This is a genomic window from Bradyrhizobium genosp. P (assembly GCF_049949265.1).
Lineage (GTDB): Bacteria > Pseudomonadota > Alphaproteobacteria > Rhizobiales > Xanthobacteraceae > Bradyrhizobium.
This window is the reverse complement of record NZ_CP188195.1, coordinates 9,904,633-9,919,588: the sequence shown is the minus strand read 5'-3', so window position 1 is coordinate 9,919,588 and position 14,956 is coordinate 9,904,633. Positions and strand designations below refer to the sequence as shown.

14 protein-coding genes are annotated in these 14,956 nt (G+C 63.0%); 8 read left to right on the top strand and 6 right to left on the bottom strand.

Annotated elements, in window-relative coordinates:
• Window positions 1-2: 2 nt before the first annotated feature.
• From ACP2YO_RS47655 to ACP2YO_RS47645, 3 genes are read right to left on the bottom strand one after another with little or no spacing between them, the layout of a single operon-like run.
• A complete protein-coding gene (locus tag ACP2YO_RS47655; protein WP_426438038.1) occupies window positions 3-524 on the bottom strand; it encodes a DUF1697 domain-containing protein in 522 nt (173 codons plus the stop codon).
• Window positions 525-531: 7 nt separating this feature from the next.
• Window positions 532-1,173, bottom strand: a complete 642-nt coding sequence (locus ACP2YO_RS47650) for a glutathione S-transferase family protein (RefSeq protein ID WP_426438037.1) — start codon at window positions 1,171-1,173, stop codon at window positions 532-534.
• Between the two features lie 13 nt (window positions 1,174-1,186).
• Complete coding sequence (locus ACP2YO_RS47645; protein ID WP_426438036.1) at window positions 1,187-1,492, bottom strand: hypothetical protein; 306 nt, start codon at window positions 1,490-1,492, stop codon at window positions 1,187-1,189.
• A 176-nt stretch (window positions 1,493-1,668) separates the two neighbouring features.
• Here ACP2YO_RS47645 and ACP2YO_RS47640 point away from each other — a divergent pair, with 176 nt between their 5' ends.
• A complete protein-coding gene (locus ACP2YO_RS47640; RefSeq protein WP_426438035.1) occupies window positions 1,669-2,934 on the top strand; it encodes a serine hydrolase domain-containing protein in 1,266 nt (421 codons plus the stop codon).
• A 48-nt stretch (window positions 2,935-2,982) separates the two neighbouring features.
• Entirely contained in the window at window positions 2,983-3,750 is a 768-nt protein-coding gene (locus tag ACP2YO_RS47635) for a dienelactone hydrolase family protein (RefSeq protein ID WP_426438034.1), read from the top strand.
• Between the two features lie 465 nt (window positions 3,751-4,215).
• Here ACP2YO_RS47635 and ACP2YO_RS47630 read toward each other — a convergent pair whose 3' ends face one another.
• The gene (locus tag ACP2YO_RS47630) at window positions 4,216-4,782 is read right to left on the bottom strand and encodes an isochorismatase family protein (RefSeq protein WP_426438033.1); all 567 of its coding nucleotides are present in this window, start codon (window positions 4,780-4,782) and stop codon (window positions 4,216-4,218) included.
• Between the two features lie 304 nt (window positions 4,783-5,086).
• The gene (locus ACP2YO_RS47625) at window positions 5,087-5,386 is read right to left on the bottom strand and encodes a hypothetical protein (RefSeq protein WP_426438032.1); all 300 of its coding nucleotides are present in this window, start codon (window positions 5,384-5,386) and stop codon (window positions 5,087-5,089) included.
• Between the two features lie 274 nt (window positions 5,387-5,660).
• Here ACP2YO_RS47625 and ACP2YO_RS47620 point away from each other — a divergent pair, with 274 nt between their 5' ends.
• The 6 genes from ACP2YO_RS47620 to ACP2YO_RS47595 all read left to right on the top strand — a co-directional run bounded on the left by ACP2YO_RS47620 (window position 5,661) and on the right by ACP2YO_RS47595 (window position 13,960).
• Complete coding sequence (locus tag ACP2YO_RS47620; protein ID WP_426438031.1) at window positions 5,661-6,911, top strand: hypothetical protein; 1,251 nt, start codon at window positions 5,661-5,663, stop codon at window positions 6,909-6,911.
• A gap of 317 nt (window positions 6,912-7,228) precedes the next feature.
• Window positions 7,229-8,332 carry a hypothetical protein gene (locus ACP2YO_RS47615; RefSeq protein ID WP_426438030.1) on the top strand — a complete coding sequence of 368 codons (1,104 nt, stop codon included), beginning with the start codon at window positions 7,229-7,231 and terminating at the stop codon, window positions 8,330-8,332.
• Between the two features lie 337 nt (window positions 8,333-8,669).
• Window positions 8,670-9,842 (top strand): efflux RND transporter periplasmic adaptor subunit, encoded by a 1,173-nt coding sequence (locus tag ACP2YO_RS47610; RefSeq protein ID WP_426443495.1) that lies wholly within the window; start codon window positions 8,670-8,672, stop codon window positions 9,840-9,842.
• Entirely contained in the window at window positions 9,839-12,985 is a 3,147-nt protein-coding gene (locus ACP2YO_RS47605) for an efflux RND transporter permease subunit (RefSeq protein WP_426438029.1), read from the top strand. Before ACP2YO_RS47610 ends, ACP2YO_RS47605 begins: the two co-directional genes overlap by 4 nt.
• A 50-nt stretch (window positions 12,986-13,035) precedes the next feature.
• Window positions 13,036-13,518, top strand: coding sequence for a transcription elongation factor GreA (gene greA, locus ACP2YO_RS47600; RefSeq protein ID WP_426438028.1), 483 nt, complete (start codon window positions 13,036-13,038; stop codon window positions 13,516-13,518).
• 160 nt (window positions 13,519-13,678) lie between these two features.
• Window positions 13,679-13,960, top strand: a complete 282-nt coding sequence (locus ACP2YO_RS47595) for a hypothetical protein (RefSeq protein ID WP_426438027.1) — start codon at window positions 13,679-13,681, stop codon at window positions 13,958-13,960.
• Window positions 13,961-14,533: 573 nt separating this feature from the next.
• On the opposite strand, the gene ACP2YO_RS47590 is transcribed toward ACP2YO_RS47595, so the two are convergent.
• On the bottom strand, window positions 14,534-14,740 hold the full coding sequence (locus tag ACP2YO_RS47590; protein ID WP_426438026.1) for a hypothetical protein: 207 nt from the start codon (window positions 14,738-14,740) through the stop codon (window positions 14,534-14,536).
• Window positions 14,741-14,956: the final 216 nt, after the last annotated feature.

Sequence of the window (14,956 nt, the reverse complement as noted above, 5' to 3'; positions counted from 1 at the left end):
CCTCAGGATGGCGGGTTGGCTGCCGCCATCTCCGCGAGCTTGGCGATCGTGTTGATGTTGCGCGCGGTGCCCTCGGCGGCGGCGGGAATCTTCAGCTTCGAGCGGCCCATGCCGCTGCCATAGGCGACATAGATCTCACGCTTGCCGAGCTGGACCTGCTCGTCCTGCTGGCCCTTGATCTCTTTCAGCGCGTCCTTGGGCGGCGGCGCGTCGAGGAAGATCGCGACCGTCCAGTTCGGTGGCCGCTTCGCAAACGGATTGGCCTTCAGCACCGCAGCGATCTCGTCCGCGCTCCGGACCACAACGCCGACCGGCTTGCCGGCGTAGGCGTGCAGCCGCTTCTCCAGCGCCGCCTTGACCTTCGCCGCACCGAGCTTCGAGGAGAACACTACATTGCCGCTGGCAATGTAGGTCTGCACCTCGCCGAATCCCTCGTCGACGCACATCGCCTTCAATTCGGTCATCGGCAGCTTGCCGGTGCCGCCGACATTCACCGCACGCAGCAGGGCGACGTAGCGTGGCATCGCGGCCTCACGTCAGCAGCAGCGCCATGCCGGGATCGCCCTTTTCCATCGCGCTCTGGTAGGCGGGGCGCGCGGCAATGCGGCCGAGATAATCCCTGATGTCGGGGCAACGGCCGAAGTCGTAGGGCATGAAGTAGCGCATGGTTGTGAGCGAGAAGCCGATCATGATGTCGGCGGAAGTGAATTCGTCGCCCGCAAGATAGTTTGCGTCGCGCACGCGCGCATTGACCAGATCGAAAGAGCGGTCGAGCCGCGCCCGGAACATGACCAGCATCGGATTGTCGGCCGCAAGATTGAGCCGGTTCAGGATCATGTTGCGGCCCATCTGGGCCTGCAGCGTTCCGTTGGCGAAATGAAACCAGTACAGGAATGACGCGAAGTCGGGATGATCAGGCTGCAGCGCCAGCCGTCCGTCGCCGTATTTGGCGATAATGTACTCGACCACCGCGCCGGATTCGGCCAGCACCAGTTCGCCGTCGGTGATGACAGGCGCGGTGCCGATCGGATGCAGCGCCTTGTAGTCGGCCGGCGCGAGGATCGTGACGGGATCGCGTGCGTAGCGCTTCAGCTCGTAGGGGATTTCCAGCTCCTCGCACAGCCAGACGATCCGCTCCGATTGAGACTTGCCGAGATGATGGACGGTTAGCATGGCGCTTCCTCTCTCAGGCGTCTGCTGTCTTTTTCGCGGGCTTCTTCACCGGCGGCGGCTCCTCCATCGCCTTCTTCATGGCGCGGGCATAGGCGTCGGCGGCGTTATCGGCCGAATTCTGCAATCGCTTGGCCGTCGCGATGGCGTTCAGCATGGTGCTCTTGGCCATGAAGCGGAAGCGCGCCTTGGTATCCTTGTCCTTGGCCTTGGCGGCGCGCGCCACCCATACGGCCTGGCGTTTCTTCGCGGCCGCCATCAGCGCCTTGGTCTGTGTTCTTGCGGTCTGCCGGATGACGGCGTCGAGGTCGGCTTCGGCCATTCAGGGTCACTCATCGACTGGATTAATGTGCGCCGAATGGGCGCACGGATATGGGAAGGGAGTTATCAGTAGCGCACCCGGCGCGGTTTGAACATGCGATCCTTCGACGGTCCGCGATTGTATCGGGCCGCGCGCTCCGGCATAACCGGCCAGGCTAGGGGGGAGCGGCCCTGCGGATGGTGGCGCGGTTCAGTCGGCGCGATGTGGTGCTGCAGACCGCGGCGATGGCCGCCGCGGCCACGATGGCCAATGCGCCCGTTGCGGTCCCGGCATCGCTCCGCGGCTTGCGGCAAAGCGGCGACATTGATGCCGCGCTGCAGGCCCGCGTCGATGCCGGCGAAGTGCCAGGAATCGTGGCCATGGCGGCCACCGCGCAGGCCACGATCTATCAGGGCGCATTTGGCGTCTGCGCGAAAGGTGCGGGCGCGAAAATGTCCGTCGACACCGTGTTTCGCATCGCCTCGATGGTCAAGCTGCTGACGTCGGTCGCGGCGCTGCAACTGGTCGAGCAGGGCAGGCTGAAGCTGGACCAGCCCGCAGCCGATATCGATCCGACGTTGGCCACTCCGCAGGTCCTCACCGGCTTCGACGCCAAGGGCGCCCCGCAACTGCGGCCCGCGCGAAAGCCGATCACGCTGCGCAACCTGCTGTCGCACACGTCGGGCTTCAGCTATCCGCTGTGGGACGCCGGTGTCGTGCGCTATTTCCGGGCCGCGCGATCCAATCCGGCGCTGCCGCGCAGCGTGCTGAGGTTCGATCCCGGCAGCCGCTGGGCCTATGGTGGCAGTCTCGACCGGGTCGGCCGGCTGGTGGAGATCGCAAGCGGGCTGACGCTCGACCGTTACTTTGGGGATCACATCCTCGGTCCGCTCGGCATGAACGATACCCGCTTCACGATCACCGAGCTGCAGCGCGCCCGCGAGGCGCATCTGCATGTCCGCCAGAGCGATGGAACGCTGCTGGCGCAGCCGCAGGAGAAGCATGCCGCGCCAACGACGTTCTCCGGTGGCGGCGGCATCTATTCGACCGCGCCCGATTACCTCACCTTGCTGCAGACCCTGCTGAACGGCGGCAGCCACGCCGGCAAGACGATTCTGCGGCCGCAGACGGTGGCACTGATGGCCGATAACCAGATCGGCGATCTCGAAGCCGGCGTGATGAAGACGACCAACCCGGCCCTTTCCAACAATGTCGATTTCTTTCCAGGCGTCCGGTTGCGCTGGGGTCTCGGCCACATGATCAACCTTGATCCCGTTGCCGGCGGCCGCAAGGCCGGCAGCCTGACCTGGGCTGGGCTCTACAATACCTATTACTGGATCGATCCGGCCTCCGGTCTTGCCGGCGTGATCATGATGCAGATCCTGCCCTTTGCGGATGCGCGTGCGCTCGCGGCCTATCGGGCGTTCGAGTGGGCGCTCTACCGGGCGTATCGCGCGGCATGATATGGCAGATAACGCAGTCCCGGGCTGCGCAGTTCGATCGAGGTGCCAGTGCGAATACTTAGCCGAAGAAATCTGCTTGCCGGCCTTGCCTTGCTTGCGTCGTCCCGCCCGCTGGCCGCGGCGGCGCCCGAGAAGCTCGATGTCGAGGCCGGCGATGGCCGCGTCGCGCTGAGCCGCTACGCTCCGGCGCGCGACGGCAAGCGTCCTGCCGTTCTCCTGCTGCACGGCTCGCGCGGTTTCGATCTCAGGCTGCAGGCCTATGAACGCTATGCCAACGCCCTGACCGCCGAAGGCATCGATGCGTATCTGGTCCGCTACTACACGGCCGCGGACGAACGTGCGTTCGAGACGATGCAGACGCGCGAGCGCCGCGAGGCCTACGAGACCGAACGCTTCGATGGCTGGGCCGGACGGGTGTCGTCGGTGCTGACTGCGGTGCTGGCGCGCGCGGACAGTTCCGGCCGCATCGGTCTGCTCGGCTTCTCGCTCGGCGGCTACGTTGCCGCGGCTGCCGCGACCCGCGACGAGCGCGTGTCCGCGCTCGCCGTGCTGTACGGGGGCATGCCCGAGAAGCTTGCCCCTCGCGTCAAGCATCTGCCGCCGCTGATCGAGCTGCACGGCGAGGCCGACCGCAACGTGCCGCTTGCAACGGGCGAAGAGCTCGTCAGGCTGGGCAAGAGTGTTGGCGCGCCGGCCGAGATCGTCCGATATCCGGGCAAGGCCCACGGCTTCGACTTCGCGGACAATGATCCGATCGCGGCCGATGCTGTCAGCCGCGTGATCGGCTTCTTCCGGTCCCAGCTGACCGTGGCTTGAGCACGACCCTCATGCGTCCGCAAGAGCCGCTGTCATTGCACCGATGACCTCGGCACGCTGGTGCCGGCCAGCAATGCCGCGCACCCGCGATGCCGCCGACCCGATGCAGGACCTTCGGCCACAGCTCGGGCATGACGGCGGCCTCATACACCAACTCGATCAGATGTTCGTGCAGGTCGTCCGTCATCAATCGTTCCCGAGACGTCGTGGCTTTCCTGATAACCCGCGAGTGATCGAAACATTCCGTTACGGCAATTCGGGGTGCGGCGGGAGTCCGTGAGACTCCGGTGCGTCAAACGCGGCGCGATTTGTTTTCGCAACGTCAGAGAAGCGCAACTTCGCTGAAGCGATCTGCTCAGATCGGTGCCGGTCGTACCGATATCCTCCGGACGCCGTCGAGTAGCAGCAGGCGCGACTGCGAGACGAGGAAGACCGGGATTTCCGTCGGCCGGCTTCCCGTGACCGTTACGCGGCAATTTTCTCCGCGGAATCGGCGAGAGCTTCCGCGACCGTTGCAATGCGGGCGAACCGTTCCGACAGCACGAGCTCGGTGCGACGGCGAATTTCGTCGGTGCTCCACACCTGCCCGTCCGCATCGGTCATCGGGAAGGTCAACGTTGCCTCGCTGACAAAGCTCACCATGTAGCCGAGATCAGACGCATGTCGCGTCGTCGTTTCGCAGCACTGCTCGGTGCGAATACCCGACACAATCACATGACGGATCCCATTGCTCGTCAGCCAGACGTCGAGGCCGGTGCCGACCAGCGCGCTGTGCCGGTGCTTTCGAAACACCGCGTCCGGTTCGAGCTGCAATGGTGCCAGCGTGGTGACGAAACCCGAAGCTTCGGAGAAGACGCCGCTGTCCGCGACATGCAAGATTTGCACGATGGGGATGCCTTTGGCTTTTGCGCCATCGATGAGCATCTGTTGGCGTTCGATGTAGGCCGCGAGGCCTTCTTCGCAAAAGAATGGCCGGTGGCGAAAGGATTCCTGCGCGTCGATAACGAGCAGGACGGAATTGATGGCGGACATATCGAGCATTCCATTCTCTCGGATGACTGAAAGCCTACACCAATTCTCCCGGATCAAAATGCTGTCGCAGCACCGAGACAGGACAATTCACGCCAAATGGATTCGGAACGCGGCGCGCGGGCGTGCGCGCGCATGGCAAATGAAAGGCTGTCACTTCGCTGCACGGCCGCGCCCTGTGCGTGTAGCCTCTGCGATCGTCGATGTGTGTGACGTCGGTCAAATTCGTGGAATGGCGAGGAGCATGCAGAGAGGGCGCTGGCCTGCCGGGTGGGAGGGCACCCGAGTGCCCTCCCGACGCTCCCGCTCAGTTGCAACCGCAGCCATGCGAACTGCCGCCGCCAAGGATACCAGAGAGGATGCTGGTATTCTTGAGGCTGATCGGCAGGATCGCCGACACGTTGGTCTTGTTGCCGTTCAGCACGTTCACGCCGCCGCCCAACACGTTCACATTGTTCAGCGCGGTGATGTTCAGCGCCGAAACGGCGGTCGTGATCGGAGCCAGGACGGAACCGATCAGTCCGCCGCCACCACCGCGGTGGCCGCCGGCAAAGGCAGGCGATGCAGCGAGCGTGGCGAGCGCGACGGCGACGATATACTTCTTCATGACTTCCTCCGTTGTTATCTGGCCAAGCAATCCATTTCCTTGGTGCCGCCACTATCTCCATCCCGCAACCACTTACAACTTGAAGTGGTTTGTTACTCTAATACTTAGCGTTAACCATGTTATCAAAATCCTCGATGACGCTATTTATATTGATGTCTCCATCAAAGATGAGCCCTGCATCTCCATGCCTGCACAGCTGAAATCAACCTGTAATTGCTGATATAAACCGCGGATTAACCATGATTTCCGAGACTGTACGCGGAGGGCTGCGTGCATGATCGGGCGTGCGCTGTTGGCGGCAGTTGTTGTTTCGCAGCTTGGTGTCTCGGCGGGCGTCGCGCAGACCGCCCCGGCGCAGCCCGTTGCGACTGACACCACGCCGGCGCAGCCCGCTCCGCCGGAGACGGTAACGGTGAGCGCGGGTTCGATCGGCCTGCGCACCGGCTATGATTCCAATCCGACCGACATTCTGGGCGCGCGCGGCAGCGCGTTTGCAACGGAGACGGTCAATTACGACTATCTGCGCGGCTCGCTCGAGGACGGCGTCATCGGACTCAACATCAAGGTCGCGGACACGCAATACGACCCCAACGTCGCAGCCCCCAGCACGACCGCGGTCATCGCCGCCACGGGAGCGATCCAGCTCGCGCCGAAGCTGACGTTGCGCACGACCTTGACGACGACGGTCGACGATAGCTGGGCGCACCGTTCACACGCCCTGCAATTGCACAATCGCGTCGAATACGACACCACGGATTTCAGAATCTTCGCCAATGTCGACACCGGCCTCAACTCGCTTAACGAGCGCAACATCTTCACGCTGGGCGATTTCTTGCCCCAGGACGAGAACTTCGCGACGACCACGTTCATGCCGGGCTTCGCCTACAAGTTCGGGACCGGCGTGATCGGCACGTCGGTCGCCATGTCGCGCGTCGCCTATCTCGACACCGACATTTTCGGCCTGGACCGCAGCCACAACATCGTGCAGCCGAACGCCTTCTTCTCGGTGAAGACGAACGGCTTCGACGTGGAAGGATCGGTGTCGCCATTCTTCGCCAGATACGACACGACCGATTTTGACGATGTCAGGCTGTTGCTCTACACCGCCAAGGCCAAGTATCAAACCGGCGCCTGGACGTTTGGCCTCGGCTCGTCGCGCACCGTCCAGGACACGACATTGTCGTTCGCATCACTCGACACCGCGTTGGCGCACGAGGCCTCGGTCAGCTACAAGTTCGACGACAAGAACGCCGTAAGCCTGCTGGCGCGGTATCGCCGCGACGACTATCTCGACACTGATCTGTGGAGCACGACGTTCCTCACCGGGATCGACTTCGCGCACGATTTCGGCGAGGGATTCATCGGCACAGCCGGCGCGTCGGTCCGGCAGGTCCGACGTCCCGACGAGGTCCAGCCATGGGCGTTGAATCTGCAGATCGGTCTGCAGAAGAAGCTCGATTTCGGCGACGTGCCAAAGCCGGCCGCTGACAAGGTCGCGGACGCCAAGCCCAAAATTGTCCAATAAGGACTGTCCAATATAGCACCGCACGGTAAGAGCGCCCACGCGCGCCGTGCCGGCTCTGCCGCGGGAACCCGCGCCGATCGACGAACTGAAATGATTCGAAACGTCCCGAAACTTGTCTCACGCAGATTGCGGCGGCTTCCGGTACAAATCGTTGCGCATCAGCAACGCCGCTTCCGTTTGGAAATCATGACCATCCTTTAATTTGCGTCGCGGCGACTTCTGGCGCCAGCTAGCTCGCTATTCGAGTCATTAGTTTCGAGCCTTGATCCGACACGGGGTGATCCTTGATCAGCCGCAGGGCGCTTTCCGGATTGCTGATGAGCCTCGTTGGCCCGGCCGCCGTCGGCGGCACCGACGCGCTGGGGCTCAGCCATTGCGATGGCGCGTGCGCGAACGTCGATTTGCCTGGCCTTGGCTATGATGTGTTTTGCCGGTCGTTCTTCGACATCGCGGCGAGCGGAAGGCTGAGGCCTGGCGCAACGGGAGCGGAGATTCGCCCGGAGATGCGGTCGCTGTTTCGGCAGCGTCGGCTTTATCGACCGGCCAGCGACGAGATTCAGGTCCTTTGGAAAAGGACGGAAGACGGGTTTTCGGTCGCAAAGGTTGAGTTCAATCTGGAATGTGGACTTCCGGTGCGGGGATGTCTCGGAATTCCGGCTGGAGACATCAGGGGATTGATCCTGCTGGCTCACGGCATGGCGAGCACGCCGGAGCGCTGCTTTGATGACGGCGATCCGGACTACATGAACGCCATCGGCAAGCGGCTCTGTGAGGATGGTTACGTCGTCTGGTGTCCGTACATCGTCCAGATCGGAAATCAGGAGAGTCAAAACAACATCGCCGCCATGCTGGCCTGCCACGGCGTCTCTGCCCACAATCTGTCCTGTGCGTCGATCGAGGCCGGCGAATTCGTTTGCAGGAAACTGGTTGGCGCATCCGGCCTGAACGTTGGCGTCTATGGCGCGTCCTGGGGTGCGTTTCTGGTGCTTCACCTCGCAGCTGCAACCGGACGCATGAGGCCAACCATTGCGTCGGGATATATGCGCGACGAGAAGAAATTTCTGATGTCTCCCATTGTTAGCAAGAATTTGGGCATCGAACTCGCTTCATACGTCCATTTCAGCAACAGCCGCGCCAAATACGCGGGCGCTGCGGTGGCTGATCTCATCAGCCCGTGTCCGCTCTTCTTCGAGCTTGGAAGCCACGACCTCGCAAACTCGAACGCGTATGGCAGGGACGAGAAGTTCGCGGAAATGCAATCCGTGTACGCTTCATCCGGCCATGCCCATTTGATCGGCATGACGGTCTTCGAAGGCAAGCACGAGGTCAGCGGCCAGAGCGCGCGGCTGTGGCTGCAGGAGCGATTGGCGTCGCCGACCTACCAGGTCACGTCCCGCCTGAAGAACGCCATCGCCTTGTGAGTCCACGGTTGCCGTTGCCACGGTCGATTCAGACCTGCGCCGACCCCGGCGATGGGCCCGGCATCGTTACTGTCAAGCCCCGATCTGCCATCTGCCGGATCACAGTGCGAACAGCCGGCTACAGGTTACAGGATTGTGTGAGGCAGATTGGGCGCGTTATGATCCTCGGCGACGCCGCTTGCTCGGCCTCGTCTTTCGCGCTTCAAGGGAACTCGACGTCACATTCGCCATGTAGAGATTGCCGGTAGCCGAGGGGCAGGAGGGTATGAAGGGTATGACAAGAGCGTTCGGTCGAACGGCAGGTCTCCTTGTGTCCGCGGGACTTGTGTTCACGGGGATGTCGGTGGCCGATGCTCAGACGGCTCCACCGGCACCTCCTGCCGTGGGCGTGATCGACGTGGTCAAGCGGCCGATCACCGAGTCCAACGAGTTCCTGGGGCGAATAGAGGCCCCGAACCGCGTCAATGTGGTCGCACGCGTCACCGCCTTCCTGGAGAAGCGGAACTTCGTCGAAGGCGCCGAGGTCAAGACCGGCGACATGCTCTACGAGCTGGAGCGCGGCCCGTTCGAGGCGGACCTCGAATCGAAGAAGGCGCAGGTCGCCCAATTGCAGGCGACATTGGTCAACGCCAAGCTGACGGCGGATCGCGCCAAGGCCCTGCTCAGCGGGCCGGCCGGCCAGCAATCGAGCGTCGACGCCGCAGTCGCCAACCAGCAAAGCCTCGAGGCGCAGGTGCAGGCTGCGCAGGCGCAGGTCGATTTGTCCAAGATCAATCTGGATTACACCGAGATCCATTCGCCGATCGACGGCAAGATCGGGCGCACCGCGGTCACTGAAGGCAACGTCGTCACGCCGAGTTCGGGAACACTGACGACCATCGTCAGCCAAGACCCGATGTATGTCACCTTCCCGGTGTCGGTGCGCGAATCGCTGACGCTGCGCGAGCGCTACATGACGCGGGGCGGCTTCAAGGCGGTCGTTGTCCGGGTGCGGCTGACGGACGGCCGGCTCTACGACAAGGTCGGTGAACTGAATTTCGTCAACAACACCATCGCGCAGAATACCGATACGATCTCGCTGCGCGGCACCATTCCCAACCCGCCATTGTATAATTCCCCCGGGACCGGCGGTGCGGTCCGCGAGCTCACCGACAACGAGTTCGTGACGGTCCTGCTGGAAGGCGTGGAGCCGGTCGAGGTGCTGGCGATCCCGCGCTCGGCGGTGCTGTCGGATCAGCAAGGCGAATATGTCTACGTGGTCGGCGCCGACAACAAGGCCGAGCAGCGGCGGATCAAGCTCGGGCAATCGACATCCACGATCGCGGCGGTGACCGAGGGGATCGCACTTGGCGACAAGGTAATCGTCGAGGGCCTGCAGAAAGTGCGGCCGGGCCAGCCGGTCGCGCCGGGGCCGGCCAGCGCGCTGATCCAGTCGAGCATGAAGACCTCGGCGGACCCTGGCGGCGCCGCAAGCGGTGGCGCGAAACCGGCGGCGGGCGCCAACCCATGATTTCCTCAGTCTTCGTCGACCGTCCGCGGCTTGCGATCGTCATCGCGTTTGTGATCACGATCGCGGGCGCGCTCGCGCTGTTGCAGATTCCGGTCGCCCAGTTCCCCGACATCGTGCCGCCGCAAGTCACGGTCACCGCGGTATTTCCGGGCGCCTCTGCCGACGTGGTGGAATCGAGCGTCGCCCAGCCGCTCGAAGCGCAGGTCGTGGGCGTCGACAAGATGCTCTACATGAAGTCGACCAGCGGCAATGACGGCAGCTATACGCTGACGGTCTCGTTCGCGCTCGGCACCGATCCCGATATCAACACCGTCAACGTCAACAACCGGGTGCAGAGCGCGCTCGCGCAATTGCCGACCGAGGTGCAGGCGCAAGGCCTGGTCGTGCAGAAGAAATCCTCGGCCGTGCTGCAGTTCATCGTGCTGTACAGCAAGAGCGATACGCAGGATCCGCTGTTCATCACCAACTACGCCATCATCAACGTGCTGGACGCGATCTCCCGCACGCCCGGCGTCGGACAGGCCTCGCTGTTCGCCAAGCTGAACTATTCGATGCGGATCTGGTTCGACACCCAGCGTCTCACCAGCCTCAATCTGGCGCCGTCCGACGTGATCGCGGCGATCCGCGCGCAAAGCGTGCAGGCGCCGGTCGGCCGCATCGGCGCGCGCCCGATCAGCAACGATCAGCAGTTCCAGTTCAACGTGCAGACCCAGGGCCGCCTGACGACATCGGCGCAGTTCGGCGAGATCGTGCTGCGGGCCAATCCGGACGGGTCGATCCTGCGGATCAGGGACGTCGCCCGCGTCGAGATCGGCGCGCAGAACATGGACTCTGAGTCGCGGATCGACGGCAATCCCGGCGTCCCGATGGGCATCTATCTCGCCCCCGGTGCCAACGCCGTGACGACGGCCAAGGCCGTCCAGGCCACGCTGGCAAAGCTGTCGGAGCGGTTTCCGCCGGGCCTGGCCTATCTCGTGCAGTATGATTCCACGACCTTCGTCTCCGATACGATCAAGGAAGTCATGAAGACCCTCGGCGAGGCCTTCGTGCTCGTCGTGATCGTGGTGTTCCTGTTCCTCGGCAATATGCGCGCCACGATCATTCCGGCGGTGGCGGTTCCGGTCAGCCTGATCGGCGCCTTCGCGGTGCTGCTGGCGCTCGGATACTCGGCCAACACGGTTTCGCTGCTGGCGATGGTGCTGGCGATCGGCATCGTGGTCGACGACGCCATCGTGGTGGTCGAGAACGTCGAGCGCGTCATGGAGGAAGAACCGGAGCTGTCGCCCGCCGACGCCACCAAGAAGGCGATGTCGCAGATCACTGCGCCGATCATTGCGATCTCGCTGGTGCTGCTCTCGGTGTTCGTGCCGATCGCCTTCATCCCCGGGATCTCCGGAACGCTGTTCCGTCAGTTCGCGGTGACGATCAGCGCGGCGATGGTCATATCGGCGCTCAACGCGCTGACGCTGTCGCCGGCGCTTTGCGCCGTCTTCCTGCGCCACACCGGGCCGCGCCATGGCATCATGGGACGGGTGCTCGGCGGGATCGACTGGGTGCGCGACCGCTATGCCGGAGGGGTGCAGCGGCTGTTGCGCTTCGCGGTCTTTTCGCTGGTCGGCGTTCTGGTGTTCGCCGGCGGCGTGTTCGGCGTGTCGAAGATCACGCCGACCGGATTCTTGCCCGAGGAGGACCAGGGCGCGTTCTTCATCGCCGTGCAATTGCCCGACGGCGCGTCGGTCGCACGCACCAGCGAGGCGACCAAGCAGGTTGAAGCGCTGCTGAAGAAGAATCCTGCGGTCGACCACGTGCTGTCGATCATCGGCTTCTCGCTGCTCGATGGCGCGAGCGAGCCGAATTCGGCCTTCATGGTGGCGCGCATGAAGCCGTTCGCCGACCGCAAGGCCGTCACCGATTCGGTGCAGGCCGCGATCCGGCAGACCTTCATTGCGGGGTCGCAGATCCGTCAGGCCTCGGTCCTGCCGTTCAACCTGCCGCCGATCATCGGCCTCTCGACCTCCGGCGGCTTCGAATACCAGCTCGACGCGCTGGAAGGCCAGGATCCGGCCTCGCTCGGCAGCGTGATGGGCGGCCTGATTGGCGCCGCCAACCGCGATCCGCGGCTGACCCGGGTGTTCTCGACCTTCACCGCGACCAATCCGTCGATCTATCTCGACATCGACCGCGCCAAGGCGCAGGCGCTCGGCCTCAACATGGCCGACGTCTTCACCGCGCTGCAGGCCACGCTCGGCGGTATCTACGTCAACAACTTCAACTTGTTTGGCCGGACCTGGCAGGTCAACGTGCAGGGCGAGGCGGCCAATCGCGCCGACATTCCCGACATCTGGCAGATCTATGTCCGCAACAGTGGCGGCCAGATGGTGCCGATCCGCTCGATCGCAAGCTTGCGGATCGTGACCGGTCCGCAGGTCATCACGCGCTACAACAATTTCCGGTCGGTCACCGTGAACGGCGGCCCAGCGGCGGGCGTGTCGTCGGGTACCGCGATCGCGGCCATGGCTGATATCTCGAAGACGACGTTGCCGGCCGGCTATTCCTACGAATGGACCGGCACCGCCTATCAGGAGCAAGCCGCCTCCGGCCAGACCGGCATCATCCTCGCGCTCGCGGTGCTGTTCGCCTATCTGTTCCTGGTGGCGCTGTACGAGAGCTGGACGATTCCGATTCCCGTGCTGCTGTCGGTCACGGTCGGCGTGTTGGGCTCCTTTCTCGGCATCAAGATCGCGGGCCTCAACCTCGATCTGTACGGCCAGATCGGTCTCGTGGTTCTGATCGCGCTCGCCGCCAAGAATGGCATCCTGATCGTCGAGTTCGCCAAGGAGCAGCGCGAGGCCGGCAAGCCGATCGTCGACGCCGCCCTGATGGGAGCGCAGATGCGCTTCCGCGCGGTCATGATGACCTCGATCGCGTTCATCCTCGGCCTGCTGCCGCTGGTGGTCGCCACCGGCGCCGCCGAGATCAGCCGCCGCGCGGTCGGCACCGCGGTGTTCGGCGGCATGCTCGCTGCAAGCTCGATCGGCATCTTCCTGGTGCCGATGCTCTACGTCACCATCCAGCGCTGGCGCGAGGCCGCGAAAAGCCGCTTCGGCGGAAAGGGCAAGGTGCCGGAGGCTCCCGCGCATTAAATGACGGAGTGAAGCGCGGTATACTGCCCTCTCTTCAATGGAGTTCCCGATTGAGTGTTGCCTTCACCAAGGAAGAGAGCGCCGAAACTGCGTCCGAGACGCTGCTGCCCGATCGTCCGATTTCACCCCATCCCAATCTGGTGACCGAAGCAGGGTTGAAAGCCTTGGAAACTCAGTTCCGCGCGGCGCGTGACGCCCACGAGGCCGCGCAGCAGCCCGAGGACGTCAATGAACGGCGACGGCAGTCGGCAGCTCCCTTGCGCGACGCGCGATATTTCGCGGAAAGGCTCCGCACAGCCCAGGTTGTCCCTGATCCTGCTTCGAGCGAAACCGTGGCCTTCGGAAGCACGGTGACGTTCAGCCGCGCCGACGGGCGCGTGCAGACCTATCGCATTGTCGGAGAGGATGAGGCCGATCCGAAGGCCGGCTCGATCTCCTTTGTGTCTCCGGTCGCGAAGTCGCTGATGGGCAAAGCTCCCGGCGACGTCGTCGGTTCGGGAGATCAGGAGCTGGAGATTGTTGCGATCTCCTAGACGTTCGCTGCGACGGGAAATTACCCACAGCCCGTTGGGCTCGCGATGACGCACGCGTGATCTTCGAGACACGTTCTCGGACCTCGCCTGCGAGTTCCTTCAGGTTTCAGTAAGCACGTTGACGCTAGAGTCGATCAGTGAGTTGCGTTGGAGTGGCCAAGTGATCGATTTTGATGAACTGCGGGATCTCGCAGCGGACGTGCGTATCTTCATCGAGGCCTCCGACGACAAGGCAAGCGCGCTGAGAGCCGTCATCACGGCCTACGATGTCGTCGTCGGCATCTTCCCCTCGCAGAGCGGAACCGATCTTCACGTCATCAAAGGCCGCGAGATTCTCGCTCACATCGCCCGTTCGCAGACGGCAGCCGATTACAGCCACACCGCGATCGCGTTTCAGAACCGCGACCAGGCGATCGCGCTGCAGCAGGCAATTGCGGCCTAGTCGGGAAATTGAAGGGCATCTTGCCAAATCCTGGAAAGCCCGGACCGATCGCTTCAGTCGGGCTGGAGTAGCGCGCACGATCGCACGCAACTTACCATATCCCCCCGCAGCACTGTCACCGTAATTCCGCGACCTAATCGGGGGTGTAATCCGCCGCACCCACCCAATATCGTTTTAGATGGATTTAGTTCTTGTTTGCTCGGTGTGCGGCGAATGAACCTTTCGTTACCTGCGATCTTCTCGGAACGTTAGATTGAACGCCTCGTTTTCTCCAACACTCGCCCTTGGAGGAGCAACCATGCTTAAGTTCATGTTCTTCGGCGCTGCGTTTTTTTTGATCGCGCTTGCGCCAGCGTCTTTGACACTCGCTCGGGACGGATCGTCCGGCAGTGAGCGTGGCTACCAGCGTGTCAGGGGTGACCACCACGGCGGCGGGTTACATCGTGCCGGGCCGACAATTGTGATAGACGGCGGCGGTGACAGTCCCAGTTCCTACAACGCCTGCGCACAATATCCCGGGTACGATCCCGCTTCGGCGACATATCTCGGACCCGATGGCACACGTTACCCCTGTCAGTAGTTTAACCGCCCGGAAATTCCTACAAGTCGCCGGGCTTGTCGACCTGCTCTAAGGCCGCTGCTAGTTCCGGCGTATCCAGCACGGCAATCAGCCGATTGATCGTTCGTTCGATCGCGCGCTTCCGGCTGAAGATATTTGCCGATGATCTTGCCACCTTCGCGCAATGCCATGCGAATGAGAATGTTGTCGTGCTCGGTCATTGATCCCTCGAACACACGCTTAACATTTCGATGCAAGAGATTACGGTGACAGTGCTGGACTGCACCCCATAGGTGAGACACGGTAATTTCTGTTGTCCCTGAGGATGACCGATGACAGACAAAATGGCGATCAGAACCGACGGCATACAAGCTGTAGGCGATCAAGCGTGAGGCAGGCGAAGGCGTTCTGCTCGCCTGGAACTGGGGCAAAGGCTG

Coding starts and splice junctions, on each gene's coding strand:
- ACP2YO_RS47655 (WP_426438038.1), bottom strand. CDS start 524: ATGCCACGCTACGTCGCCCTGCTGCGTGCGGTGAATGTCGGCGGCACC.
- ACP2YO_RS47645 (WP_426438036.1), bottom strand. CDS start 1,492: ATGGCCGAAGCCGACCTCGACGCCGTCATCCGGCAGACCGCAAGAACA.
- ACP2YO_RS47620 (WP_426438031.1), top strand. CDS start 5,661: ATGATCGGGCGTGCGCTGTTGGCGGCAGTTGTTGTTTCGCAGCTTGGT.
- ACP2YO_RS47590 (WP_426438026.1), bottom strand. CDS start 14,740: ATGACCGAGCACGACAACATTCTCATTCGCATGGCATTGCGCGAAGGT.
- ACP2YO_RS47625 (WP_426438032.1), bottom strand. CDS start 5,386: ATGAAGAAGTATATCGTCGCCGTCGCGCTCGCCACGCTCGCTGCATCG.
- ACP2YO_RS47630 (WP_426438033.1), bottom strand. CDS start 4,782: ATGTCCGCCATCAATTCCGTCCTGCTCGTTATCGACGCGCAGGAATCC.
- ACP2YO_RS47605 (WP_426438029.1), top strand. CDS start 9,839: ATGATTTCCTCAGTCTTCGTCGACCGTCCGCGGCTTGCGATCGTCATC.
- ACP2YO_RS47615 (WP_426438030.1), top strand. CDS start 7,229: ATGAGCCTCGTTGGCCCGGCCGCCGTCGGCGGCACCGACGCGCTGGGG.
- ACP2YO_RS47650 (WP_426438037.1), bottom strand. CDS start 1,173: ATGCTAACCGTCCATCATCTCGGCAAGTCTCAATCGGAGCGGATCGTC.
- ACP2YO_RS47640 (WP_426438035.1), top strand. CDS start 1,669: ATGGTGGCGCGGTTCAGTCGGCGCGATGTGGTGCTGCAGACCGCGGCG.
- ACP2YO_RS47610 (WP_426443495.1), top strand. CDS start 8,670: ATGTCGGTGGCCGATGCTCAGACGGCTCCACCGGCACCTCCTGCCGTG.